We start from the raw sequence: 24958 nt of genomic DNA on the forward strand, positions 1-24958 counted from the left end.
TGCTAAAGGAGGAACATACTTTGAGAAGACGCGACTTTATTTATTTAACGGGTATGGGGGCCAGCGCGTTGATGCTGCCCGGCTTATCCGGATTTGGTAAAACAATTGATCCGCTGCAAGCACTGGAAGGTGTTGATGCAAAGATCAAGAAGGAGCTGGCAGATGTAGCCTTGAATGCTGCCAAATCAAACGGAGCTACCTATGCCGATGTCAGGATAGGCCGCTACCTGAACCAGTTTGTTATTACCCGTGAAAACAAGGTGCTTAACGTGGCTAACACCGAATCGTACGGTATCGGTATCCGGGTTATTGCTAACGGATGCTGGGGCTTTGCCGCTACTAATGATGTAACCAAAGAGGGTATGGCTAAAACTGCCTTAAAGGCGGTTGCGGTTGCAAAGGCCAATGCTAAAATTGGTGGTGCGCCAGTACAGCTGGCCCCACAAAAAGGTTATGGCGATGTAAGCTGGAAAACACCATTAACTAAAAACGCGTTTGAAGTACCCATTAAAGAAAAAGTTGACCTGCTATTGAACGCCAATGGAGTGGCAATGGCTGGGGGGGCCAACTTTGTAAACTCTATCATGTTTGCGGTTAATGAGCAAAAATATTTTGCATCCACTGATGGTTCTTATATTGATCAGGATGTGCACCGCCTTTACCCAAGCTTTACAGTTACTAAGATTGATCCTTCGGCCGGTTCTTTTGAAACCCGCCGCTCTCTAAGTTCGCCGGTAGGGATGGGGTATGAGTACCTTGACCCATTGGCCAGCGAAAAAGTTTTAGGCGTTACTCCGCGTTATAAAAACCGTTACGATATGCTGGAAGATATTAAATATGCCACCCAGCAGGCAGGCGATAAGTTAAAGGCAAAATCGGTTGAGCCGGGTAAATACGACCTCGTGCTTGATCCTTCGCACCTGTGGTTAACCATACATGAATCTGTTGGTCACCCAACCGAGCTCGATCGTGTGTTAGGGTATGAGGCCAACTTTGCAGGTACCAGCTTTTTAACCTTAGATAAATGGAAATCGGGCAAATTTAATTTCGGAAGTAAAGTCGTCAATATCGTAGGTGATAAAACCCAGGTTGGTTCATTGGGTGCCGTAGGTTATGATGACGAGGGTGTGCAATGTAAAAAGTGGGATATTATTAAAGATGGTATCCTGGTTAATTATCAGGCCATTCGTGATCAGGCGCACATTATCGGTCTGAATGAATCACAGGGCTGCTGCTATTCTCAAAGCTGGCAGGATGTACAGTTTCAGCGTATGCCAAACGTTTCACTTCAGCCGGGTAAAACTCCTTTAAGTGTTGACGAAATGATCAAGAACGTGGAAAAAGGAGTGTATATCATTGGCGATGGCTCTTTCTCTATTGATCAGCAGCGTTATAACTTCCAATTTGGTGGTCAGCTATTTTATGAGATCAAAGAGGGTAAAATTGTAGGTATGCTTAACGATGTAGCCTACCAGGCCAATACTCAGGAGTTCTGGAATTCATGTGCCCAGGTTTGTGATGAGCGCGATTATCGTTTGGGCGGAGCCTTTAATGATGGTAAAGGTCAGCCAGCTCAATCAAGCGCGGTATCGCATGGCGCATCAACCGCGCATTTTAAAGGAGTTAATGTAATCAACACTAAAAGAAAGATCGGATAATTGAATTATGCCTATATTAAATAAAGAAGATGCACAGGCTTTGTTAAAGAAGGTGCTTGCCTATTCAAAAGCCGAAGAGTGTGAAGCAAGTTTAAGCGGCAGCGAAGGCGGTAATATAAGAACGGCCTTAAACGCGGTATCAACAGCTGGTGATATCAGTATAATGAGCTTGGCCGTAACCTCGGTTTTTGGTAAAAAAGCCGGAACCGCTACCATTGATGAGTTTGACGACGCGGCCCTGGAAAGGGTTGTACGCAGGGCAGAAGAATTAGCCCAGCTGGCTCCGGCAAATCCTGAGTATATGCCGGTATTAGGTCCGCAGAATTTTCCTGATTCTATAACCTACAACGCGAATACTGCCGGCATGACACCGGATAGCCGTGCTGAGTTGGTAGCCAAAAGTTTATCAGTTACCAAAGATGCCAAATTACAGGCCGCAGGTTTTCTTGAAAATTCAACAAGCTTTAATGCTATGATGAATTCAAAAGGCTTGTTTGCCTATAATAAAGGCAATGATGTTACTTTTTCGGTAACTACCCGTAACGAAGCGGGTACAGCATCTGGATATGCCGCCAGAGGTTTTACTGATGTAAGTAAGCTGGATACATTTGCTGCTACTAAGGTTGCGGCTGGTAAGTGCCTAAGCTCGTCTGGGGCAAAAGCCATAGAGCCCGGAAAATATACGGTGATATTAGAGCCGGTAGCTGCTACCTATATGATGGAAAACATGTTCCGTTTCGACGCGCGAAGTGCCGAAGAAGGACGTAGCTTTTTAAGTAAAAAGGGCGGTGGTACGCGTTTGGGTGAACAGTTGATGGACCCCAAGGTTACTATTTACTCCGATCCTTTTAATGCCGATTTGCCTTCAGCAACCTGGAGTGGGGAAGGCCTGCCTCGCGAAAAAACAATGTGGATAGATAAGGGAGTGGTTAAAAATTTAAGCTATTCCCGTTATTGGGCCGATAAAAAAGGGGTTAAACCTTTGCCTGGCCCTGGTAATATCATCATGGAAGGCGGCGATGCCAGTTTAGAGGACCTGATAAAAAGCACCGAACGTGGCATATTGGTTTCACGCTTATGGTACATCCGTATGGTTGATCCCCAATCACTGTTGCTTACCGGCCTTACCCGCGATGGTACATTTTATATTGAAAACGGAAAGATCAAGTTCCCGGTAAAAAACTTCCGCTTTAACGAAAGTCCGGTTATTATGCTGAATAATCTGGAAGCATTAGGTAAACAGGAACGCAGCATCAGTGTAGAAAGCTACAGGAGTTACCTCATTCCGCCTATGAAAATAAGGGACTTTACATTTAGTTCATTATCCGACGCGGTTTAGCATCTGGTTTAAGCTAAACAAGTAATACAAACGGCCATTCCTCAACTGGAATGGCCGTTTGTATTTGTAATAACTGAATTGATCTTCTTCGTAGTTAATGCTTTGACATGGTTTTGTAATATTGGTTAAGCTGAGTTTTTAATTTAATACCAATCGGTATATTTGTATCGTGATTTGATCGAGGTGCGGTTAGTCTCGTTCTAAAAAAATACCGTTTGGTATATTTAGAACGAAATTATACTCATCTATAAATTCAATTGCAATAGTTTAATATAAAATATACCAATCAGTATAATTATGAGTCCCGTAAAACGCCAGATATTACTTATAACCGTTATAGCAGCTGCTATCATGGAGTTAATTGATACTTCAATAGTGAATGTAGCGCTAAATTACATGAGCGGAAATCTTGGAGCCACACTTGAAGATATTTCCTGGGTAATAACCTCTTATGCCATAGCCAATGTTATTGTGATCCCCATGACCAGTTTTTTAGTTAACAACCTCGGACGGCGTAATTACTACATTGGCTCAATTATTCTTTTTACCTTTTGTTCGTTCATGTGTGGTAATGCTTCAGGTATCTGGGAGTTGGTGGCATTCCGCTTTTTACAAGGATTGGGTGGGGGAGCTTTACTTTCTGTTTCGGCCACAGTGGTTTATGAACTATTTCCGAAGGAAAAACAGGCTACTGCCAGCGCCTTATTTGGTATAGGCGTATTTATTGGCCCAACCATCGGTCCAACACTGGGTGGTTACATTACTGAAAATTATTCATGGCCCTGGATCTTTTATATCAATATCCCAATTGGGGTAGCCGCAGCTATTTCCTGTTTCTTTTTACTATATGAACCACTTATCAAACAAAAAATAAAACATGTTGATTGGATCGGTATCTTTTTACTCATCATAGGTATCGGATCATTACAGGTAGTTTTAGAACGCGGACAAACTGATGATTGGTTTGCCGCTGGCTACATTGTTTTTTTAACTGTTGTAGCAGCACTATCGCTTACTGCCTTTATTATTTGGGAATTATATACCGAAAATCCGGTGGTCAACTTGCGAATACTGAGATTCAGATCATTGAGTATAGCGGCTGTGCTTACTTTCATCACAGGCATGGGCATGTATACATCTATTTATCTTACACCGGTTGTTGCACAGCGCTTATTGGGTTTTACTCCAACGCAATCGGGTTTATTGCTTTTGCCAGGTTCCATAGTAGCTGTATTGGCGCTTGTGCTTACCGGTAAATTGTTACAAAAAGGGGTTTCGGCGGCTTTGATTGTGTTTTTTGGCTTTTTATGCTTTATTTATTTTAACTGGTCAATGTCAAGGATAAACCTGGAAACACCTGCTATTGAAATTACTTTAAATCTTATTTTCAGGGCTATAGGTATGGCGTTGTTAACTGTGCCTTTGGGTACGTTGGCCGTTTCATCACTGGAGGCTAAAGATATGCCTCAGGGTACTGCCTTAAACAACATGATGCGCCAATTGGGCGGTTCATTTGGCATCTCCATTATAAATACCTATGTAGCCCGTCGCATAGTCTCACACCGGATTGATCTGATAACGCACATTACTGCTGATAATCCTGTTTCTATCAGCCGTATCAGCAATTACACCGGGGCGTTTCAGCAAAAAGGCTTTAGTTTTCTTGATGCCAAACAAAAGGCCATGCAACTGATAGAGAACGTGGTTATTAAACAATCTTCTTTTTCCAGCTACCTTGATGGCTATTTTCTGATCGGGTTGTTTTTTGCAATTGTACTGCCCTTGTTACTTTTTGTCGCTAAGCGAGACAAAAAGAAGCCTTTGGTAATTCCTTCCTCAGATCATTAAAATACGGGCATCTTTATTGTGTGTTTGTTAATGTAAATTTAACATTTGTGTTTTATTATATAAATATGACTGCCCGTAATTTGCAATCCAAGTTATGGAAATAGTAGATATGCCCTTATTGCACACTTTAGAAGGATTTGAAAGCATATTTAAAGATAATTACACTCCGCTTTTCGGCTATGTTAATTCAATAGTGAATGATGATGACCTTGCAAAAGATGTATTGTCTGATCTGTTTTTGAATTTATGGCAACAAAAGGATAAGCTACAGATTAATGAACTGAAACCTTATTTGTTCCGATCCGCTAAAAACGGTGCATTAAAAGCTTTGTCGTCACATTATCAAACTTCAGAACTGCCCGATGACGCGTTTAATATTCCTGAAAATACGTACAATCCATTTGAAAAATTTGTTGCTAAACAATCCATAAAAATTGTCGAAAACCTGATCAATAAGCTGCCTGTGCATCGCAAAGAAATGATTGAGTTACGGCTATTAGGTTTAAAAAATGCTGAGATTGCCCAGATACTTGATATTACCGAAAAAAAGGTTGAATACAATATGCGTGAAGCAATTGAGCAGCTTGGCCATGCTGTTAACAACAGTAACCTTGACAAAGCTACAATTGCAGGAGGGTTAATGCTGGTGAATATCATGTTTACAATAATTGGCTAATCCTTAGTTAGCATATAGCCAATAAACAAGTAGATAAGATCTCTTTAATAACTAAAAGCCGGATTATTCCGGCTTTTTACGTTTCTGGCACTATTTAACAAAAAATTAACAAACTGGTAATTTTCTCTTTAGGTGGAAACCGGCTCAATTAAGCTCTTTATATAAAATTACAAAGAGTGAACTGGGAAACATTATTGAATTACGTAAACGGCGATTGTAAAGCTAAGGAGGCAAAAGAGGTAATTGACTGGGCCGGAGAGCAAGCCGAGCATAAGTTTTTACTTACTTACCTGGAAAGAAGAAAGCAGCAGCTTGAGCACCCCTTAAAACCAAGTGATATTGATGAACAATGGCTGCGTTTACTCGACAGGATATTTGAATTACCGGCATCAGGAAATAAAAGAAGCTTTCTAAAGCATTACAGACTTGTCGGTATTGCTGCCAGTTTATTATTGTTTTGCTTTTTTGGATGGCTTTATGTAAACAGTGCTAAAAACGCAGCAGGTAACACCATACAAACCTTACAAAGCGCCAAAAACGCTGGCGGCCGCCTTTCCCTGCCTGATGGTACACAGGTATTTATGGCCCCTAACTCTAAAATAACATATACCAATTTATTTAACACAGAAAAACGGGAGTTGACATTAACAGGCGAAGCTTTTTTTGATGTTAAGCACGATGAGCACAAACCTTTCATTATCCGCACCAATAATCAATTATCGGTAACGGTGATGGGTACTTCATTTAATGTTTATGCCCGCCCCAAAGCTAACACCGAGATTAAGGTGGCTACCGGATTGGTAGGTATTACAGCAAGTAATAAATCACACTATTTAAAGGCAGGTCAGCAGTTGATATATCAGCTAAATAGTGGTCAAATTACTATTAAGCAGGTGAATGCCCAGGAGGCCTCATCATTGCAAAATGAAAGCCTGTTTTTTAATGACAACAATGCCGATGAAATAGCCGAAAAGCTACAACGCTGGTACAATATTACCATCGAAGTAAAACCATCGGCCCGTAAACGTGCGCGCTTTAGCGGCGAAATGAAAGATACCGGCCTTGATAACCTTCTAAATGGCTTAAGCTATGCCACAGGTTTAAAATATCACTTCCAAAACCCACATACCGTAATACTATTCTGATTAAATATGAAACAACTTAAACTCTTATTTTTTATTCGAAAAAAATTATACCCGCTTTTGCTTATGCTGCTTTTTTCGGCAGTGGTACATGCGCAGGTAAAGCCTGCCGATCAATATAGTTTTGGTCAGAAGCGCATGAGTATACAAGCCATAATAAATACGCTGAAAACCAAATACGGTTACAAAGTTTCTTTTGATGCCGATGTAAATATGAACAGTCTTATTACGCTGCCCGATGAAACCTTAAAGCTTGAAAAGCTTACCCAGGTGTTGCAGCAGGCTGGTATAGGTATAAAAAACATTAATGGCAACCTGGTTATTAAAAAGCTGAACGTAGTTACCGTGAGCGGTACAATAGTTTCTGCTGATGATAAATTACCGCTTGCCGGAGTTAGCGTGAGTGATAATACTAAAAGGCTGTTGACCTTTTCCAATGCCAATGGTTCATTCACGGTTTCAATTCCAGATGGCAGTTTATTACAATTTTCAACCGTAGGTTTTGAAGCACAAAGCCAGGTTTTTAATAAAAGCGCTGCTGGTGTGACTATCACTTTAGCTAAATCAAATTCTACATTGAATGAGGTAGTGGTTACCGCCTTAGGCATTAAGCGTGACGAAAAGGCACTGGGTTATTCTGCAACCAATATTAAAGGTGAGCAATTGACTGATGCGCTTTCAAGCAACTGGACAGATGCGCTTTCAGGGAAAGTAGCCGGATTAAACCTGGTACGTTCAAACGCCGGACCCACTGGATCAAACAAAATTATCCTGCGAGGTGAAAACAACCTTACCGGCGATAACGAAGCCCTGATAGTATTGGATGGAGTGGTGATGAACAATGGTAGCGGTAGGCGTACGGCTATTTCAGGCGAGGTGGTTTACGGTACTGGCAGCGATAATATGCCTGCTGATTATGGTAGCAGTATCAACGATATTAACCCGGAGGATATTGAATCCATTTCGGTATTGAAAGGCCCGGGTGCAGCTGCTTTATATGGCCAGAGAGGTGCTAATGGCGCTATTATTATCACTACGAAATCAGGCAGTTCTAAACGTAAGGGCTTGGGAATAACAGTTAATTCAAACGCATCTATAGAAAAAGTTAACCGCTGGCCCGATCTGCAGTATGAGTACGGGCAAGGTACAGGTGGCGCAACTTATTATTCATACGGTGCAGGCCCGGATGGTGCAAGCACAAGTGCAACAAGTTCTGCATACGGTCCGCGTTTTGATGGGCAGATGTTTTACCAGTTTGATCCGGTAACTCAAAAACAATCAACCGTAAGAACCCCATGGGTGCCTTATAAAGATCAAATACGCGATTTTTTTAATACTGGCCAAACGTTTACCAATTCGGTAAGTATTGAGGGTGGTAGCGATAAAACAACCGCGCGCTTTTCGGCAACTAATGTGAGCAATAAATGGATAATCCCGAATACAGGTTATGGCCGTAATAGTGTGGCTGTATCGGTAAATTCAAAGATCAACGATAAGCTTACGATTAGTTCAAAGGTAAATTACCAGGATAAATTCAGCGATAACCTGCCTGGTGCCGGTTACGGAAATCAATCGCCTATGTATTGGTTCATTTTCTGGCAACCCAGCGCCAACCTCAACTGGCTGAAAAACTATTGGGTAAATGGCATGGAAAACCGTAAGATCGAATACCCTTTCAGTTCGTTCCCTGAAAACCCTTATGCTGTATCTTATGAGTTTATTAATAAATCAAACCGAAATGCAGTTACCGGAAACGTGCAGGCTGCTTACAGCATCACTAAAGAACTAAGCCTGCAATTGAGGACTTCATTAGACATGAGTTATGAGCAACGTGCGCAGGAACGCCCTTACGATGCTGGTACTAAATATCCATTAGGTTCTTACCGTACACAAAATATTTTCTCTGAAGAGGCAAGTGCCGATTTCTTACTGCGATATAATAAAAAGGTAAATAAAGATATTACCATAACTGCTACTGCAGGTGGTAGTATGCTGCGAAACACTTACAATAAAGATGAGGTACGAGCCGACTCATTGTATTACCCGGGCATTTATACTACGGCCAATTCAAAAGGGGCTTTAATAACCCTCCCTTATAAAAGCAAGTATGCTTTGAATAGCTTTTATGGTTTATTATCAACCAGCTACAAAAACTTTTTATATCTTGATTTAACGGGTCGCCAGGATTGGAACAGTGTTTTGGCAACGCCTCAAAGAACAGATAAGGTAGGTTTCTTCTACCCATCGGCCAGCGCGAGCTTTGTTTTATCTGAGGCGTTTAAACTACCCGAATCTATCAGTCTTGCCAAGTTAAGAGCATCGGTATCAAGCGTAGGTAGCGGTGGTACTTCGCCATACCAAACGTCATACTCTTACGGAACAGCGGGAAGTACTTATAGCGGTGGTTTAATTAACCCAGGCACCATGCCCGATGTAAATCTTGAGCCCTTACGAACCAACACTATTGAGGTTGGCTCGGATGTACGTTTCTTTAAAAACCGTTTAGGTGTTGATGTGGCTTTATATTCTGGCAACACTAAAAATCAAATCCTGAGCCGGGTAGTTGATGCCTCTTCGGGTTACAGCAGGCAAATACTTAATATTGGAAAGATACAAAACCAGGGTATAGAGGTAGCTGTAAATGGTAGCCCGATATCAAACCCTAAAGGGTTCACGTGGTCGGCCAATATCACCTTCTCATCAAACCGTAACAAGATCAAGGAGCTGGCAGATAGCTCTGTAGTATTACAGAACGGCCCAACAGGCGGCAGCCAGATCATAGCAAAAGTAGGCGGCAGCATGGGCGCGCTTTACGGCAGAGGCTATTTACGTGCCCCTGATGGTCAGGTAGTTTTTGATCTTAAAACAGGTTTTGCGCTTTTATCTCCCGACCCGGTTTATCTGGGCAACACTTCGCCAAAATGGAAATTGGGTTTCAATAACGATTTCAAGTACAAACAATTTCACTTCGGAATATTGTTTGATGCCCAGTACGGCGCGGTTGCTTACTCTTTAACTTCTTACAAACTGGCCGAGCAGGGAAAAACTAAAAATACGCTTCCGGGCAGATACAATGGTATTATCGGTAATGGTGTAGTACAAAACCCTGATGGTAGTTATCGCAAAAATGATGTTGTTGCATCTGATATTGACCAATATTATCAATCGAACTTTGGGGTTAACAACGCCGAAGGTGCAACGTTCAGCACAAACTTTATCAAACTTCGTGAGGCCCGGTTTGATTACACGCTTCCGGCAAAATTTGCGTCAAGGATAGGTATACAAAGAGCAACCATAGGTGTTTACGGCCGCGACTTATTTATCTGGACAAAATGGCCTGGATTTGATCCTGAATTTGGTACCCTTAATGGCTCAGATATTACACAAGGTTTTGAAATTGGCCAGTTCCCATCAACCAGAACAATGGGTGTTAACCTCGTGATCTCACTTTAATCAGCTAAGAAAAATGAAAAGAAATATTTATAAGATTATTTGCGCTGTAATGCTGTTTGCCATTGTACAGCCGGCCTGTAAAAAGGGTTTTGAAGAAATGAATACTAACCCCAACAGTTCGCCAACTGCCTTGCCAGAACAATTACTGGCACCAGCTCTGGTTAACGTGGTTAGCACCAATATGCTGCGCTGCAGGCAATATAATAACGAATTAATGCAGGTTACAGTTAATGAAAGTGAATCGGAAGGTCAGGTTTTCAGGTACGATGTTAAAAATACCTGGGGGGATTATACCTGGAACAACTGGTATTTGCAGTTAACCAACTTTAAGGATATTTATAACATTGCCGGCCAGGGAGTTACTTTAAATAAAGGATACCAGGGTATATCATTGATTTGCCAGGCCTGGATTTACTCTATGCTTACTGATACTTATGGTGATGTGCCATATTCACAATCAAATATGGGTAATACAGGTAATTTTCAACCTGCCTTTGATAAACAGAAGGATATTTATCAAGGCATATTTAAGCAACTGGAAGATGCCAATACTTTGCTTAATGGCGCGGCAAATGTGCTTCCATCAAGTGATCCTGTTTATAAAGGAAACACCGCTTTATGGCGCAAGTTTGGTAACACGCTATATTTAAGACTATTAATGCGCATCTCAGGAAAAGCGGATGTAGCCGCAAGCTGTATAGCTAAAATTAAAGATATTGTTGATACCAATCCCAGCAATTACCCTATAATGGCCAGCAATGATGACTCGGCGGTATTGAGATGGACGGGTACCGGATATTTAACATCACCTTTTATTGGAGGCGTACGTGAGCAGGACTGGAGAGCACCGTCAATGGCCTCATTCTTTATTGATAATTTAACCAAATGGGCCGATTTGAGATTGTATGGAAACGCTTGGTCAATAGCCACTTATAATGGCGGTTATGTGGGTGTGCCAAGCGGCTACGCGATAGGTAATGCTCCTGTGAAAAAATCGTACTTCCTTTCTAATGTTCAGGGGACAAATACATCTGCAAAATCATTAATGAATGAGCCTTTAATGGGTAACATCATGAACTACCCGGAGTTACAGTTTTTACTTACCGAAGCCGCTGTTAAAGGCTGGATAGCTACACCTGCCAAAACTTATTATGATAAAGGTGTTGTTAGTGCTATTAATTTTTGGCTGCCAGCAACCGTTGTTCCTGCCAACTACCAGGCAACAGCCGATATTGAGTGGGATGATACCTTGCCGCTTGATGCTAAAATGGAAATGATACATGTGCAAAAATATTACACCATGTTTTGGACAGATTTTGAGCAATGGTTTGAGTATCGCCGCACTGGTCACCCGATACTTCCAAAAGGGGCAGGGCTGGTAAACGGTGGGGTAATGCCTGCCCGTATAACCTATCCGGTATATGTTCAATCATCAAACCCAACAAGCTATAAAGCTGCGGTAGCATCGCAAGGGCCGGATGTGCAAAGCACGCAGGTTTGGTGGCAAAAACCATAATTGTTTACACTGTAATTTATCATGATATAAATTGAAAATGAAAAAGATATTATTTTATACTTTCTTACTACTTTATTCGGCTGGTATCTTAACTGGTTGTACAAAAGATAATAATTATCCCGGGGGCGAGCTTTCATCAGTTATAGCAGTTTCCGATATACGAAGCATTTATAAGGGAACGGATATTACGCTTGATACCAAAAACATGTTTGGTGCTCACCAAATGGTTGGTATTGTGGTTTCTGATCCAACAGGAGGTAATATGCCATCGGGTTTACTGGTGGTTCAGAATTATCGCCGTGCAAAACTCAGAGGTATATCTATCCCCCTGGGAACCGATGCCGCCAAATATGCGCCTGGCGATTCGGTAGTGATTGATATAGCTGGCGGCGTGTTAAAACGCGTTGATGGCACACTGCAAATAACAGGAATATCCAATAGTGCAATCACCAAAGTTGCTTCAGGTAAGGCTGTTATTGGCCAAAGGGTAACCAGCAGTGCCATCCTTACCAATCCTGATGCTTACGAGAGTACCTTAGTTGCTATTGTTAAAGGTGGATTTGATCCTTTACCTGCACCTACAGATAAGCTGGCCGGCGACAGAGTAGTGAATGATGGTTTTGGAAATATTGGTTTACATACAGAGGCTAATGCCGCATTTGCCACTAATACATTACCCATCAGTGCTAATTTTACAGGTATCATATTTGGTACCAGCGCCAAAGATGGCAGCGTTATGCCCCAGTTAAGAATGCGCAAGGCTGATGATGTAAAGGTACTTAGTTCGGTAATTGAAATTACGCCAGTTGTTATCACAGGTTTCCTTGCAGATCCGGGAGGCTCAGCAAGCACTGATGCCAACTATGAATACATACAATTGTTAGCCACCCGTGATATTGATTTTTCGGTAGAGAAGTTCACTATAGTTACTACAAATAACGCGAGTGCTTCAACCCCGGCAGGCTTCCCTGTAAAAGGATGGGCAACCGGAGATCTGAGAACCTATAAGCTTGAGATCACATCAGGTAAGGTAACTAAAGGATCTTATTTTTACGTTGGCGGTACCAATAAAAAGATCAACGGTGTAGGCTCTACTGATATCAGTGCTTCTAACTGGGTTAAGGCTTTCAATTATTCTACTACAAACAGCCCTAACTTCAGTACTGCTGTTCCGGCAACTTTCGGTACAAAAACAAGTAATTTATTAGCCAATAGCGGTAACGCAGCTGGTATTGCAGTGTTTTCCGGAACCAATATAACCGATACAAGTAAACCTGTAGATGTTATATTTTATGGTACCGGTGGCAGCTTATATGATGCCACTACCAGTGTTGGTTACCGCATAGCTAATACGGATTTTTATGATCTTAAAGACCTGATAACCCTTGCCGATCAGCCTTTTAACAGGCAGGGTAGCAATACGCTGGCTTTCCCTTACTCAACCGCGGGTGCTTATTTTGCCCAGTTTGGCGGTGTTTATAATGCATCATTAGGTAAATGGACAAGCGCCAGGGTACTGCTAAATATACCATTAACTACAGCATCTGTAATTACTGATATTGAAAATGACGGTTCAACAAAACTTAAATAACTAAACCTTATCATCCTGCTTACCCTTCATGAACCCCTTAAAGGTTCTGAAGGGTTTTTTATTTACCACCACTTTAAAGGAAACTCGATCTTATCAACCGAGCCCACTATCAGATCGGGTTTAAACGCGTAGTGACCAAGCTGGTCTTTGGATGATATGCCTGACAGTACCAATATGGTTTTATACCCCATTTGCACACCACCCTGTATGTCGGTTTCCATAGTATCGCCTACAACGGTAGTTTCCGCAGTTTCCAATCCCAAAAACTTACGGGCCGAACGCATCATTACCGGGCTGGGTTTACCTGTTACAAATGCCTTACGACCGGTGGCTTCCTCAATCATTGCGGTTGTGGCGGCTATGCCTAAGTTATTCCATCCTGGTTTTTTAGGAGAGGGGTCGCGGTTGGTGGTAATAAATTTAGCACCGGCCAGTATCATATCAACTGCGCGTTGTACCATCTCCAGTGTAAAGTTTCTGCCTTCACCCAACACCACAAACTCCGGATCGGTATCAACCAGGGTGATCCCGTTTTCGTGTAGGCTGGTCAATAAGCCGCCCTCTCCAAGCACATAAGCAGTACCGTTAGGACTTTGATCGCCCAGAAACTTTCCTGTTGCCATAGCGCTTGTATAAACGTGCCGTGGTTCAACAGTTATTCCAAGCCTTTTTAATTTACGAACTACCTCCAACGCTGTTCTTTGGCTGTTGTTGGTCATAAAAGCAAAAGGAATATCTTTTTCCAGCAGATGGTTAATAAATCTGTCAGCGCCAAATATCAGCTCTTCGCCGCTGTATATTACGCCGTCCATATCAATGAGCAAGCCTTGTTTCATATTTACAGGTGTTGTGGTTTATCAGATAAAGTAAAGTTATCATTCATAATTCAAATGCCCTATTATTTCTGTTTTAGAGCGAAATATTAACGGTACATAAAAATGGTAAAGTCTTCATCGCTGTAATCATCTTTTAGCTGCGCATGATTGCAAAGCGAGCGACAGTAATTCATAATCTTATCTGCGTTGTAAGCAACAATAAGGCCATTAGGTATCACATGACGGAGCAAGTTAAAGCCTAAACCCAACTTGCAATGAGAGTACAGTTTCAAAATGGCTTTGAATATAAATTCCGGATCAGAATTATAGTAATTGAGTGAACCGCTTGCCATTACATAATCGGTTTCAGGCAAAGTATCGGTAATAAAGTTTGCCTGGATAAAGCTCACATTGGGCTGATCCTTGTAACGATGAGTAGCCTGGCTCAGAAGCTCCGGGATCTGCTCAACGCCGCAATAAGTAATATTACTATAAAGCTGAAGCAGGTAGGAGCACAGGTCGCCGTAACCAGAGCCTGCATCCAATACAGAATGCCCACTGAGGTTCGCGATGGTTGATAGTGCCTTAAATCGTACCGTTTGGCTCAACTGATCACGCCAACCCAAAGCCGCGGTACCCTGGTTTCCATGCAACTCAATCATATACCGGTGATATTGAAATATAGCTTCAGAATCGGGCGAAGTATTCATATATTTATGTATCGAAAATAACGGTTATAAAAAGTATACAAAATAGTTGCTTTAATAGTATTTCGGAAACTTCTTATTAAATTTACTCAAACATCCTTTATGAAAATAGCGCGGCTTTATATACAATTATTGTTGCCTTTGTGCCTGCTGCTTGGCTGCAGTCCAACTATCTCAACGTTTGATCAGAATGCCTATACCCAGGTGACTTCCTTAAAGGTAGATGCGCTTGATTTGATGGATAAGGCTACTGATAATTATACCACCCATGAAAGCGAAGTGAAAATTGTTCAGCTGAATATTGAAAAAGCCATTGAGTACGATAAACATCGCCCGCATAACGAAATTACTACTAAAATGTGGACTATCCTTAATGATCCTGACGGGCATTTATTTGGTGGTTTCCTGGTAAAATGGAAAAAAGATGGAAAGTGCGGAGTTGCTTTTGTTGCGGATAAAAAGAAGCAGATAGGCAGTGCCTTTGATCAGATTGCCGAACTGGAGAGTAAAAAGATAAAACCATCAGAAGTAAATCAATAAGCTAAGCCATGGCCGTAAATTTTAAAAACGTACTCGAAACACTCAAAAATGGTATAACAGACCTCGCTGAGAAAAATCTGAAGGATTTTGTTGCAGGTGCAACTGCTGATGGGCAAGCGATACTTGATGGACTTAAAAATGACCTGCAGCAATGGACAGAAGAGTTGGCAGCAGGCCAACTTAGTAAAGATGATTTTTCCGAACTGGTAAAAGGGGAGGCTGATCTACTTAAATTGGTAGCTTTGAAACAGGCTGGCTTAGCAGCCATTCGGGTTGATCAGTTTAAAAGCGATGTGGTTAACTTGATCACCAGTACCATTGTTGGACTTATTCCCTGATATACCTTCCCTTTATATCATCTTGCTTAACGAATGTAATCCCCAAAACAAAAAGGGGAGAGGACTTTCTTACTCCATACCGAACAATTAAATAAAACCATTTCATACCTCTTTATTAGGTTTAAAAGAGATTTTTAAAGTATTCTTATTGATGTGAATAACAACCTGAATAACGATTGATAAGGTAAGACTTGAATTAAATTATTCGTAAATAAATATATTATATAAATTGTATATCTATTTGATTAGTAAAAATTTAAGTGTTTTATATATGCCAATATTTTATATGTTTTGATAAACAATCCATCTGTTTCGCTGATATAGATAATATCGATAAGGTTTATTTAAATTACTTAAAATGAATTACTTAGATAATGTCAATAAAGTCCTTTGAAACGAAAATTAATCTATTTTAGATGTTATTTAATTGATTGTTAGATTTTTAAGTTGTAAAATATTTTGGTTGATTGTATCAGATAGCTAAATGCTAACGTAATATTTATAAAACCTGCATTTATGAAAACTTCCAAACTAATCAAACAAGGCATATTTTTCACTTTTCTTATTTGTGGCTTACTCATCATTCATGGCTGCAAAAAAGACAAAAAACAGAAGGAACAAGAGCTCGATAGTATAATAGGTAGCTGGATGAATCCTCAAACTACGGAATCAATATTTCAAACAGTGCATTTTATGAGCGATGGAACGTTCAGTTCTACCACGACTTTTAATAGTGAAAATCCCGCAACTGTATCCACAACCTCCGGTACATTTAAAACTAAAGGCGACAGCTTGTTTGTTGCCATCAAAGAATTATCTGAACGCAAGGGGAATAAAACTCCTGTTAAAACGACCGTTAACTATAAACTTTATGACAATGCAACCTTTGATGTAACCAATTCCATCTTAACATTAAGATATACTACTTACCCTGCAGATGCTCCGGTTGCAACAGAGGTAAAGTTTCAAAGGCAGCTGCCTGATTAAATAAAACGAGTCTGTTTCCCAAGTTGAAGGGTACGTCCGTTTTACCATTTTGAAACAAAATGCCTATCATTTTGAAATGGTTTTTACGGCATCAATATGGCCTCTTAATTTGAAATACATGTTTAAACGATAAAAACCGGCTTTGTGCAAATAATTGGCACGCTGGCATTGCTTTGGCATACTTAGGGAAAATGTTGCAAGGCATATTAAAGTTTAATGTTATGTATTTAGTAATGATTGAAATAGTTTGTTTTTTAGCCTTCATGATCCTACCATTCGTTGGCCCCAAAAAAGGAAAGAAGAAAGTTATAGTCAAAAGAAAAAGGTTCAACGATATGGCTCCCTACGCTGTAAACAAAAATGGTTATCTGGAAAGAGCTGCTACTAACAGGTAGTATAGATCACACCATATTCTTCCTCAATAATATTTATTATCCAACAAGGATGCTCATTATACACCTGGCTTAGGTGTAATTTGTAAGAAACTTGCTTTTTAATTTGTAAGTAAATTTAGGTTCTGATTGTAAAGCCGGGGGTAGTTGCCCGGCTTTTTATCACCTCGGTTCTACATGTTAAAAGCATCTCCAATCGCTTAATTTTTAACATCTTAAATAATAATCAAAATGAAAAAGTTCAATATAGTATTGCTGCTTGCCCTGTTGGGTGGCTTTTCGGTAGCTAATGCCCAATCAAATACTCCCGATGGTATCTACATCAAATCAGCCGATATAGCAAAGCATGAAGTAAGCTTCCCTATTAATCCAGTCAACAAATCTGACAAAATTGTTTTAAACAATTTCTTTAATGGCGGCCATATCCAGGTTACCAATAATGGTCGAAAAAAGGAGATGAATAAAAAAGAGATTTTTGGGTACCGTTATCAGCAGCAGGATTATCGTTTGTTCAATAATACCCCTTATAAGATTATTGACACTTCAGGCTTTTATTTATATAGCCACGAGCAATTGGCACCTCAGGGTAAGGGCTATATCACGGTTAAAGTGCTGTACTTTAGCCTAAACCCTGATGGTAAATTGTTTAAATTAACTTTAGATGACCTGTATAAAGCGTTCATTAATAACGATAAATTCAGGTACGCACTGGAAAGTGAATTTCATACCAATGATGACTTAACCGTTTATGATAGCTACGCCAGAATGTATAAAGTAAAACATGTTTTCATGAGCAATGCGCCTCAAAAGCAGGTTTACTCGCAAGTTAAATAAGCATATACTGACTGCATATTACCATAATGAAAAAGAGGCCTCTCGTTTTGAGAGGCTTTTTTATTGGCATTAAAATTAAAATAAATTATAAATGGCTCTGCTTTAAGCTAAAGTGGATTTTAATGGCATACCCGGCAGGAAGGCATCCTTTTGGCATAGGTAATAACAGAAGATAATTAAGCTTCTGCTATTTTTTATTTACTAAAAATAAAATGGAAAGTGAACAGATAACGATACAACTGGCCGAGGCCGGGGATATCATTTATGCCGATGAAATAATTGAAGAAATGCAGCTATCTGCCATTGCACGTGGTTCCGGGATCTCTAAAAGGTCGCCGATGGAAATATGTGAAAAAATACTTAGCGGTAACGCAGTAATAGCATTAACAAGTTCGGGTAACTGGGTAGGTTTTTCTTACATAGCCGTTTGGGAGCTGGGTAAATTCGTATCTAATTCAGGGCTTATTGTTTCGCCTGCTTATCGAAATGCAGGCATTGCCCGCGAAATTAAAGACAAGATATTTCAATTATCCCGCCAAAAGTACCCTGATGCCTGCATTTTCAGTATTACTTCCGGTTCGGCCATAATGAAACTAAATACCCGGCTGGGTTTTGAACCAGTTACTTACGCCGAAATTACCCACGACGAAGCTTTCTGGGCCGGATGCAAAAGTTGCGTGAATTACGATGTGCTTAACAGTAAACACAAATGCAACTGCTTATGCACCGCCATGTTATTTGACCCTGCCAAAATGCATGAGCTGGTTAGTTCCGCTTTGCTATCTCATAATTAACCTAATCCATCAAATAAAATTTATAATATGCGTAGCCAGCAAAGTCAGTTGATTACAACAGACCTCCAATTGTGCAATACCTTATTTAACGATGCCGTTTTATTATTAAAGGATCTGATCTCCACCCCATCATATAGTGGAGATGAATCAAAAACTGCAGATCTGATCCAGAATTTTCTGCACCTGCATGGGGCACACACCCGGCGAACCCGAAACAATGTGTGGAGTTTTAACTACCACTATGACCCTGCAAAACCTACCATTCTTCTCAACTCTCACCACGATACCGTTAAGCCTAACTCTCAATACACCCGCGACCCATTTTATCCCGAAATTGATAATGGCGTATTGTATGGGCTGGGCAGTAATGATGCAGGTGGTTGCCTGGTATCGCTCATGGCCACCTTTCTTTACTTTTTTGAACGTAAAGACATGGCTTTTAATTTATGTTATGCTGCCACAGCCGAGGAGGAAAACTCGGGCGACAATGGCCTTAAACTGATCTTACCCGAGCTGGGCCACCTTGATTTTGGAATTGTGGGCGAACCTACACTCATGAAGATAGCTGTTGCCGAACGCGGTCTTATGGTTTTAGATTGTGTATCAACCGGTAAAGCCGGTCATGCTGCCCGGGAAGAAGGTGTAAACGCCATTTACAAATGCATACAGGATATTGAGTGGTTTCGGAACTTCATTTTTCCCAGGGTTTCTAATACGCTTGGGCCCGTAAAAATGCAGGTAACCATCATTAACGCTGGTAGCCTGCACAACATGCTGCCAGGCACCTGCAATTTTACTGTAGATGTGCGAATGACCGATGCTTACACTTTTAAGGAAGTGATTAGTATTATTCGGGAGCATGTAAGCTGCGAGGTTATTCCCCGTGATTTTTGCCTACAGGCTTCGGCCATTGATCAAAGCCACCCTATAGTTCAGGCGGGGCTGGCCATGGGGTGCCAAACTTATGGCTCGCCAACTACCTCTGATCAAGCTTTATTGACTATTCCCTCCATCAAATTTGGACCTGGTGACTCGGCCCGGTCGCACATGGCTGATGAATATATATTCATTGAAGAAATTGAGCAGGGGATAAAAAAATACATTTCCTTACTGGAAATGCTGATTCTAAATCTCATCAATCACAACAGTAATGATGAGTATGAAAAATTTAACTAAATGAAAACCAATATATTGATTATTGATGATGAAGTAAAGCTTAGTGGTTTGCTTGCGCGGATTATTGAGTTTGAAGGATATAGAGTACTGCAGGCCTCCAATGCGAAAGCGGGCTTGCGCTTACTGGAAACCGAAGATGTAATGGTTGTTTTATGTGATGTAAAACTCCCGGATATGAACGGGGTAGAGCTCGTTAGCCGGATAAAGGAGCTACAACCGCATATTGAAGTAATTAACATTACCGCCTTCGGAAACATACATGATAGTGTAAAGGCTATTAAAAATGGAGCGTTTGATTACCTGATGAAAGGGGATGATAATGAAAAGATAATACCATTGCTGAGCATGGCCGTTGATAAAGCTTCACTGAGTCATAAAGTATTGCAGCTGGAAAAGCGCATTAACAGCAAGTATAGTTTTTTAAATATCATTGGTAAGTCTGAGGCTATTTTAAGGTCTGTAGAGTTAGCCAAAAAGGTATCGAATACACCCACAACCATTTTATTACTGGGCGAAACCGGTACAGGTAAAGAGGTATTTGCCCAGGCCATACATCAGGAAAGTGAATACAGGTCAAAGTCTTTCGTGGCGGTAAACTGTAGCGCTTTTTCACATGAGCTATTGGAGAGTGAGCTTTTTGGCCACAAAGCCGGAGCTTTTACCGGAGCTTTAAAGGAAAGGAAGGGCTTATTTGAAGAAGCCAACGGAGGCACCATCTTCCTGGATGAGATAGGTGAGATGACGCTTGATCTGCAGGCCAAATTACTGCGTGTGCTTGAAAACGGTACGTTCAATAAGGTAGGCGATTCGCAAACAACCAAGGTAAAGGTACGGGTACTGGCTGCTACTAACCGTGATTTAAAAAAAGAGTCCGAAACTGGTCATTTTCGGCTTGATTTGTATTATCGCTTATCAGTATTTACCATTCAGTTACCACCGCTCAGGGAGCGCAGAGGTGATATTCCCATTATTGCCAAACATTTCATGAAGGAGTTTGCCCTAAAGATAAACCGAAAGATAAACGGTATGGATGATCTTTTCTTAAAGATCATTAACGAGCATTCCTGGAAAGGCAATATACGTGAGCTTAAAAATGTGATGGAAAGAGTGATCATCCTTTCAAACTCTGAAATACTCACCGCCGATTTGCTGCCATTAGAGTTTTTTAAAGAAGAAGATGATCGCACCGAGGCTATGGACCTGGAAACGATTGAGCGGCTGCACATATGTAAAGTGTTGCACCATTGTAAAGGTAACAAAACAGAAACAGCAAACCTGCTGGGTATTGGAATAGCCACACTTTACCGAAAAATTGAGCATTATGAAATTAATCTTCAAAAGCTGGTGCTTTTATCAGTTTGATAATTTTTACCTGTCAAATTGATAGGTTAAGCGCGGAGTAGGAGGTCATCAAAAAATAAAAATGGTTGTTTTTGATAAATAGGGGCCATTTCAAAGATCATTATTCATAAAGGCATTGTTTTAGCATCGGCCTTTGCAAAACATAAAAAATTAAATATGAAATATGGCGGGGTACCCACGCCTCAATAATATACTAAAACACAAAAACACCCGGCAGCTTAGCTAACCGCCCGGATGTAAACACAAAAAGATCTTACCGGTAACAACCGTAAGTCCGTTGCTTATGCAGCGGGAGCAATACACTTATATTTTATACAAAATGAAAAAACAAGTATTCTTGATGCTTGCACTTGCAGGTATTACTGTTCAATTACACGCCCAAACCGATCCGGAAAAGAAAACGTCCTCTATTAAGGATACCGTGGCTACAACACCGGTTAGCAGGGCTCTTCCATCTCCACTTCCTTCGGGGCCGTTTCCAAGTGCCGACTGGCCGGGTTCGCCAATAATTGGTGAACCTGCAGATGCTCCTGATTATGCACTGCAAAAAGTTTTAGGTATGGCAAACAATAAGAGCCGCCTCAAAATTTACGGATGGATTGCTCCTGGTGTAAACTTTAGTACCTCTAAAAATTCAAACATCCCTATGTCATACGCTATTGTTCCAAATAAATTAGAGTTGGATCAGGCAGTATTAAGGATAGAACGGCAGCCCAATACGGTTCAAACCGATCATCTTGACTGGGGTTTCCGCTTAAGTACTTTTTATGGGATGGATTATCGCTACACCACCAGTAAAGGTTGGTTCAGTAACCAGCTGTTAAAAAATAACAACTTGTATGGTGTTGACCCGGTAGAAGCTTATGCCATGTTATACTTCCCGAAAGTTGGCGAAGGTATGGTTGTCAAAGTAGGGCGTTTTATATCCCCACCGGATATTGAAGCACAATTGGCACCAGACAACTATATCTATACCCACTCGCTGATGTTTACAGTTGATCCCTTTACTTTCACCGGTGTTAACGCCACCATCAGACTAAACCCTCAGTGGCAGTTGGAACTGGGTGTTCATGCAGGCAATGATATGGCACCATGGACAAACTCTGCACAGTTAAATGGGCAGGCAATGATTAGGTGGGTATCTAAAAGCACTAATGATTCTTTCTGGGGCGGTATCAATTCACTTGGAAACGGACAGTTTAAAAACGAACACGATAACTTGCAAATGGTTGTAGGCACATGGAGTCACCGGTTTAACAAAACCTTTCATATGGAAACCGAAGCTTATTATATGTGGCAATATAACGCCTATGCAGGCGGAACTCCTATAATTGGTCCTCCTAAATCTTATTATCCTGGTGTTGGTTTAGGTACATTTATTCCGGGGGCATCTAAAACCCTGGGTATTGTGAACTATTTCCAGATACTGGTATCTCCTAAAGATTATTTTACTGTGAGGAATGATTATTTAAGGGATTACCAAGGGCAGCGTTTAGGTTATATAACTCCTTATACCAGCCATACTATAGGTTTTGTACATTATTTTACCAACTGGTTGTACATAAGGCCAGAGGTTAGATATGATCGTGCTTATGCCGATGGGGTAACACCTTATGACAACGGTACCAGGAACCACCAGTTTTCCGGCTCTATGGATCTTATCTTGAGATTCTAAAAATGTAAAAAAGGATCTGTTCGATAAAGAATAGATCCTTTTTGTTTTTAAACTATCGTTTTACAGACGAGTTGCGGATAAATAATTCGGTAGGTAAAATTACATGCTCAAATTCGGTAACAGGACGTTTACTATTGATAATACTTAGCAGCATTTCGGTTGCTTTTCGGCCAATTTCAAAGGCTGGTTGATGTACTGATGTTAGTGAAGGATTTAAAACATCGGCCAGTACGGTATTGGTAAAGCCCACTAAAGCGATATCCTCCGGAATCCTGATATTATTTTTATGAAGCAGGGTCATGGTAGATGTGGTAATACGGTCAGACGCGGTAAGTATCGCATCCGGCCTTACATCTAAAGCCAGCAGTTCATCTATGGCTTGCTGAAGTTCGTTAAGATCGAGGCCGCCATGTAAGCAATATTTAATATATTGTTCATTAATATCTTTATCTCTTTCAATAAGAGCCTGTTTGTAGCCATCAAGCCGTTGGTGCGTAACCGATGAGGTTACAGAACTGGTAATATGTGCAATGTTTTTAAATCCTGAATCAAGCAAGTGTGTGGTAGCCTGGTATGATCCGCCTGAGTTGTCAACGATAACCTTATGCGTATCGATTTGATTGCTTACACGGTCGAAAAATACGATGGGTAAACCTTGCGCCTGTAATTTTCGCAGATGCTCCACATCATGTGTTTCTGTTGCAATTGATATTAAAAGACCATCTATAGCCCTGTGAATCAGGTGGCCAACGTTTTGTACCTCAAGATTATATGATTCATGGCTTTGGGTAATAATTACGTTGTAACCCTGACTGTAAGCTTCGGATTCCATACCGTTAATTACCTGCGAGAAAAATTGATTATCAATACTTGAAACAACAATACCTATAGATTTGCTGTGCCCTCTTTTAAGGCTTTGAGCCATTGGGTTGGGCCTGTAATTGTTTTTTTGAGCGTATTCTAAAACGAGTTTTTTGGTCTTCTCACTGATCTCGTAACTATCTCTAAGTGCCTTTGACACTGTTGATACGGATAGATGTAGTTCTTTTGCAATGTCCCTTATCGTTATAGCCTCAAAATTCATAATAGTTTCTTCACCAGCAAATCAACAAAAATTACAGCACGGCCAGTTTTCATAAAAGTAGATAAAAAACCTCAATTAAAACATTGTTTACAACTAAAAGGGGTATGTGTTTTGGTTTCTTATCAGCATACAAAAAAGTAACGGTTAATATGCATACTAAGCGTAAAACCCGAAGGCCGAAGCGTACTTGTACTATTGTAAGTGGCTGATTTTAAGGTTAAATTTACTTAACCTAATTAAACCAATTATGAAAAAGATAATTACAATTTGTGCACTGTTGCTGTGGTGCATTCAGTTTGCCACGGCACAAAACTGCAACCAATTTATTGGTACGGTAAACGGTAAAAAGCTTGTTTACTTAAACCAGGATGCCAAGGGTAACAACACAGGCAAGCTGATTTATACAGCAAATAAAAAGGATGCCTCAACAGTAACCGTTCATAGCGAAGTGATAGATAAGAATGGGAAATCAATAGGTGGCGGCGATTCTGAAATGATTTGCGATGGCGATGCTATTAAAATTGATATGAAAGCTTTTGTGCCGTCATCATCAATGAAACAGTATGGTAATATGCAAATGAGCGGCGAGGCTAAGTATCTGGCTTATCCACTTAACTTGAAAGCCGGTCAAACACTTGAAGATGGTTCGGTTACCATTGATATGAGTAATAATGGCACGCCGATGTCAAAAATACAGATGGACGTTACTAATCGTATGGTTGATAAAGCCGAAACTATTTCTACCAACGCAGGCAGTTTTGATTGTTACCGTATAACGTATGATGCTTCTATGAAGGTTAAAATGATGGGTATTGGTATACCTGTGCATATGAAAGTTGCTGAATGGTTTGCTCCAAAACTTGGTCGATTCGTGAAATCTGAAACTTATGATAAAAAATCAAAGCTTGTAGGCAGTATGGTGCTCGATTCTATAAACTAAGACTAATAAATATATAAAGCCCTGCAATTAACCCATCTTAACTTTAACACAAGGAGCCTGTATTTTTAAAATACAGGCTTTCTTTTTTTGT

The 24958-nt window shown here is 40.6% G+C and carries 20 protein-coding genes; 17 read left to right on the forward strand and 3 right to left on the reverse strand.

Going from position 1 to position 24958, the window contains the following annotated elements:
• Positions 1-20: 20 nt before the first annotated feature.
• The 8 genes from QWZ01_RS04820 to QWZ01_RS04855 all read left to right on the forward strand — a co-directional run bounded on the left by QWZ01_RS04820 (position 21) and on the right by QWZ01_RS04855 (position 13223).
• The gene (locus tag QWZ01_RS04820; protein WP_290322118.1) at positions 21-1658 is read left to right on the forward strand and encodes a TldD/PmbA family protein; all 1638 of its coding nucleotides are present in this window, start codon (positions 21-23) and stop codon (positions 1656-1658) included.
• A 7-nt stretch (positions 1659-1665) separates the two neighbouring features.
• The gene (locus QWZ01_RS04825) at positions 1666-2997 is read left to right on the forward strand and encodes a TldD/PmbA family protein (protein WP_290322119.1); all 1332 of its coding nucleotides are present in this window, start codon (positions 1666-1668) and stop codon (positions 2995-2997) included.
• A gap of 297 nt (positions 2998-3294) precedes the next feature.
• Positions 3295-4845 carry a DHA2 family efflux MFS transporter permease subunit gene (locus tag QWZ01_RS04830; protein ID WP_290322120.1) on the forward strand — a complete coding sequence of 517 codons (1551 nt, stop codon included), beginning with the start codon at positions 3295-3297 and terminating at the stop codon, positions 4843-4845.
• A 94-nt stretch (positions 4846-4939) separates the two neighbouring features.
• On the forward strand, positions 4940-5521 hold the full coding sequence (locus QWZ01_RS04835) for an RNA polymerase sigma factor (RefSeq protein ID WP_290322121.1): 582 nt from the start codon (positions 4940-4942) through the stop codon (positions 5519-5521).
• A 176-nt stretch (positions 5522-5697) separates the two neighbouring features.
• Positions 5698-6666: a FecR family protein gene (locus tag QWZ01_RS04840; protein WP_290322122.1), complete on the forward strand. Its 969-nt coding sequence runs from the start codon at positions 5698-5700 to the stop codon at positions 6664-6666.
• A gap of 6 nt (positions 6667-6672) precedes the next feature.
• On the forward strand, positions 6673-10116 hold the full coding sequence (locus QWZ01_RS04845) for a SusC/RagA family TonB-linked outer membrane protein (protein WP_290322123.1): 3444 nt from the start codon (positions 6673-6675) through the stop codon (positions 10114-10116).
• A 13-nt stretch (positions 10117-10129) separates the two neighbouring features.
• Positions 10130-11632, forward strand: coding sequence for a SusD/RagB family nutrient-binding outer membrane lipoprotein (locus QWZ01_RS04850; protein WP_290322124.1), 1503 nt, complete (start codon positions 10130-10132; stop codon positions 11630-11632).
• 37 nt (positions 11633-11669) lie between these two features.
• Positions 11670-13223 carry a DUF5689 domain-containing protein gene (locus QWZ01_RS04855; protein ID WP_290322125.1) on the forward strand — a complete coding sequence of 518 codons (1554 nt, stop codon included), beginning with the start codon at positions 11670-11672 and terminating at the stop codon, positions 13221-13223.
• Between the two features lie 62 nt (positions 13224-13285).
• Here the strand turns inward: QWZ01_RS04855 and QWZ01_RS04860 are convergent, their stop codons facing one another.
• Both QWZ01_RS04860 and QWZ01_RS04865 read right to left on the reverse strand, forming a co-directional pair.
• Positions 13286-14059, reverse strand: coding sequence for an HAD-IIA family hydrolase (locus QWZ01_RS04860; protein ID WP_290322126.1), 774 nt, complete (start codon positions 14057-14059; stop codon positions 13286-13288).
• Positions 14060-14145: 86 nt separating this feature from the next.
• Positions 14146-14748: a class I SAM-dependent methyltransferase gene (locus QWZ01_RS04865; protein WP_290322127.1), complete on the reverse strand. Its 603-nt coding sequence runs from the start codon at positions 14746-14748 to the stop codon at positions 14146-14148.
• Between the two features lie 99 nt (positions 14749-14847).
• Here QWZ01_RS04865 and QWZ01_RS04870 point away from each other — a divergent pair, with 99 nt between their 5' ends.
• The 8 genes from QWZ01_RS04870 to QWZ01_RS04905 all read left to right on the forward strand — a co-directional run bounded on the left by QWZ01_RS04870 (position 14848) and on the right by QWZ01_RS04905 (position 22843).
• A complete protein-coding gene (locus QWZ01_RS04870) occupies positions 14848-15285 on the forward strand; it encodes a hypothetical protein (RefSeq protein WP_290322128.1) in 438 nt (145 codons plus the stop codon).
• An 8-nt stretch (positions 15286-15293) separates the two neighbouring features.
• The gene (locus QWZ01_RS04875) at positions 15294-15623 is read left to right on the forward strand and encodes a hypothetical protein (protein WP_290322129.1); all 330 of its coding nucleotides are present in this window, start codon (positions 15294-15296) and stop codon (positions 15621-15623) included.
• Positions 15624-16139: 516 nt separating this feature from the next.
• Positions 16140-16610 (forward strand): hypothetical protein, encoded by a 471-nt coding sequence (locus QWZ01_RS04880; protein WP_290322130.1) that lies wholly within the window; start codon positions 16140-16142, stop codon positions 16608-16610.
• A 623-nt stretch (positions 16611-17233) separates the two neighbouring features.
• Entirely contained in the window at positions 17234-17836 is a 603-nt protein-coding gene (locus QWZ01_RS04885; protein WP_290322131.1) for a hypothetical protein, read from the forward strand.
• Positions 17837-18048: 212 nt separating this feature from the next.
• Positions 18049-18630, forward strand: coding sequence for a GNAT family N-acetyltransferase (locus tag QWZ01_RS04890; protein WP_290322132.1), 582 nt, complete (start codon positions 18049-18051; stop codon positions 18628-18630).
• Between the two features lie 27 nt (positions 18631-18657).
• Positions 18658-19806, forward strand: coding sequence for a M20 family metallo-hydrolase (locus QWZ01_RS04895; RefSeq protein ID WP_290322133.1), 1149 nt, complete (start codon positions 18658-18660; stop codon positions 19804-19806).
• Positions 19807-21168 (forward strand): sigma-54-dependent transcriptional regulator, encoded by a 1362-nt coding sequence (locus tag QWZ01_RS04900; protein WP_290322134.1) that lies wholly within the window; start codon positions 19807-19809, stop codon positions 21166-21168.
• Positions 21169-21487: 319 nt separating this feature from the next.
• On the forward strand, positions 21488-22843 hold the full coding sequence (locus QWZ01_RS04905) for an outer membrane beta-barrel protein (RefSeq protein WP_290322135.1): 1356 nt from the start codon (positions 21488-21490) through the stop codon (positions 22841-22843).
• A 52-nt stretch (positions 22844-22895) separates the two neighbouring features.
• Here the strand turns inward: QWZ01_RS04905 and QWZ01_RS04910 are convergent, their stop codons facing one another.
• On the reverse strand, positions 22896-23927 hold the full coding sequence (locus QWZ01_RS04910) for a LacI family DNA-binding transcriptional regulator (protein ID WP_290322137.1): 1032 nt from the start codon (positions 23925-23927) through the stop codon (positions 22896-22898).
• 247 nt (positions 23928-24174) lie between these two features.
• Between QWZ01_RS04910 and QWZ01_RS04915 the strand changes: the two genes are divergently transcribed.
• Positions 24175-24867: a TapB family protein gene (locus tag QWZ01_RS04915; protein ID WP_290322139.1), complete on the forward strand. Its 693-nt coding sequence runs from the start codon at positions 24175-24177 to the stop codon at positions 24865-24867.
• Positions 24868-24958 lie beyond the last annotated feature (91 nt).

It is taken from the genome of Mucilaginibacter aquaedulcis (assembly GCF_030409325.1).
GTDB lineage: Bacteria > Bacteroidota > Bacteroidia > Sphingobacteriales > Sphingobacteriaceae > Mucilaginibacter > Mucilaginibacter aquaedulcis.

Coding starts and splice junctions, on each gene's coding strand:
- QWZ01_RS04915 (WP_290322139.1), top strand. CDS start 24,175: ATGAAAAAGATAATTACAATTTGTGCACTGTTGCTGTGGTGCATTCAG.
- QWZ01_RS04910 (WP_290322137.1), bottom strand. CDS start 23,927: ATGAATTTTGAGGCTATAACGATAAGGGACATTGCAAAAGAACTACAT.
- QWZ01_RS04885 (WP_290322131.1), top strand. CDS start 17,234: ATGAAAAAGTTCAATATAGTATTGCTGCTTGCCCTGTTGGGTGGCTTT.
- QWZ01_RS04845 (WP_290322123.1), top strand. CDS start 6,673: ATGAAACAACTTAAACTCTTATTTTTTATTCGAAAAAAATTATACCCG.
- QWZ01_RS04835 (WP_290322121.1), top strand. CDS start 4,940: ATGGAAATAGTAGATATGCCCTTATTGCACACTTTAGAAGGATTTGAA.
- QWZ01_RS04850 (WP_290322124.1), top strand. CDS start 10,130: ATGAAAAGAAATATTTATAAGATTATTTGCGCTGTAATGCTGTTTGCC.
- QWZ01_RS04860 (WP_290322126.1), bottom strand. CDS start 14,059: ATGAAACAAGGCTTGCTCATTGATATGGACGGCGTAATATACAGCGGC.
- QWZ01_RS04825 (WP_290322119.1), top strand. CDS start 1,666: ATGCCTATATTAAATAAAGAAGATGCACAGGCTTTGTTAAAGAAGGTG.
- QWZ01_RS04890 (WP_290322132.1), top strand. CDS start 18,049: ATGGAAAGTGAACAGATAACGATACAACTGGCCGAGGCCGGGGATATC.
- QWZ01_RS04880 (WP_290322130.1), top strand. CDS start 16,140: ATGAAAACTTCCAAACTAATCAAACAAGGCATATTTTTCACTTTTCTT.
- QWZ01_RS04895 (WP_290322133.1), top strand. CDS start 18,658: ATGCGTAGCCAGCAAAGTCAGTTGATTACAACAGACCTCCAATTGTGC.
- QWZ01_RS04830 (WP_290322120.1), top strand. CDS start 3,295: ATGAGTCCCGTAAAACGCCAGATATTACTTATAACCGTTATAGCAGCT.
- QWZ01_RS04865 (WP_290322127.1), bottom strand. CDS start 14,748: ATGAATACTTCGCCCGATTCTGAAGCTATATTTCAATATCACCGGTAT.
- QWZ01_RS04905 (WP_290322135.1), top strand. CDS start 21,488: ATGAAAAAACAAGTATTCTTGATGCTTGCACTTGCAGGTATTACTGTT.
- QWZ01_RS04900 (WP_290322134.1), top strand. CDS start 19,807: ATGAAAACCAATATATTGATTATTGATGATGAAGTAAAGCTTAGTGGT.
- QWZ01_RS04855 (WP_290322125.1), top strand. CDS start 11,670: ATGAAAAAGATATTATTTTATACTTTCTTACTACTTTATTCGGCTGGT.
- QWZ01_RS04870 (WP_290322128.1), top strand. CDS start 14,848: ATGAAAATAGCGCGGCTTTATATACAATTATTGTTGCCTTTGTGCCTG.
- QWZ01_RS04875 (WP_290322129.1), top strand. CDS start 15,294: ATGGCCGTAAATTTTAAAAACGTACTCGAAACACTCAAAAATGGTATA.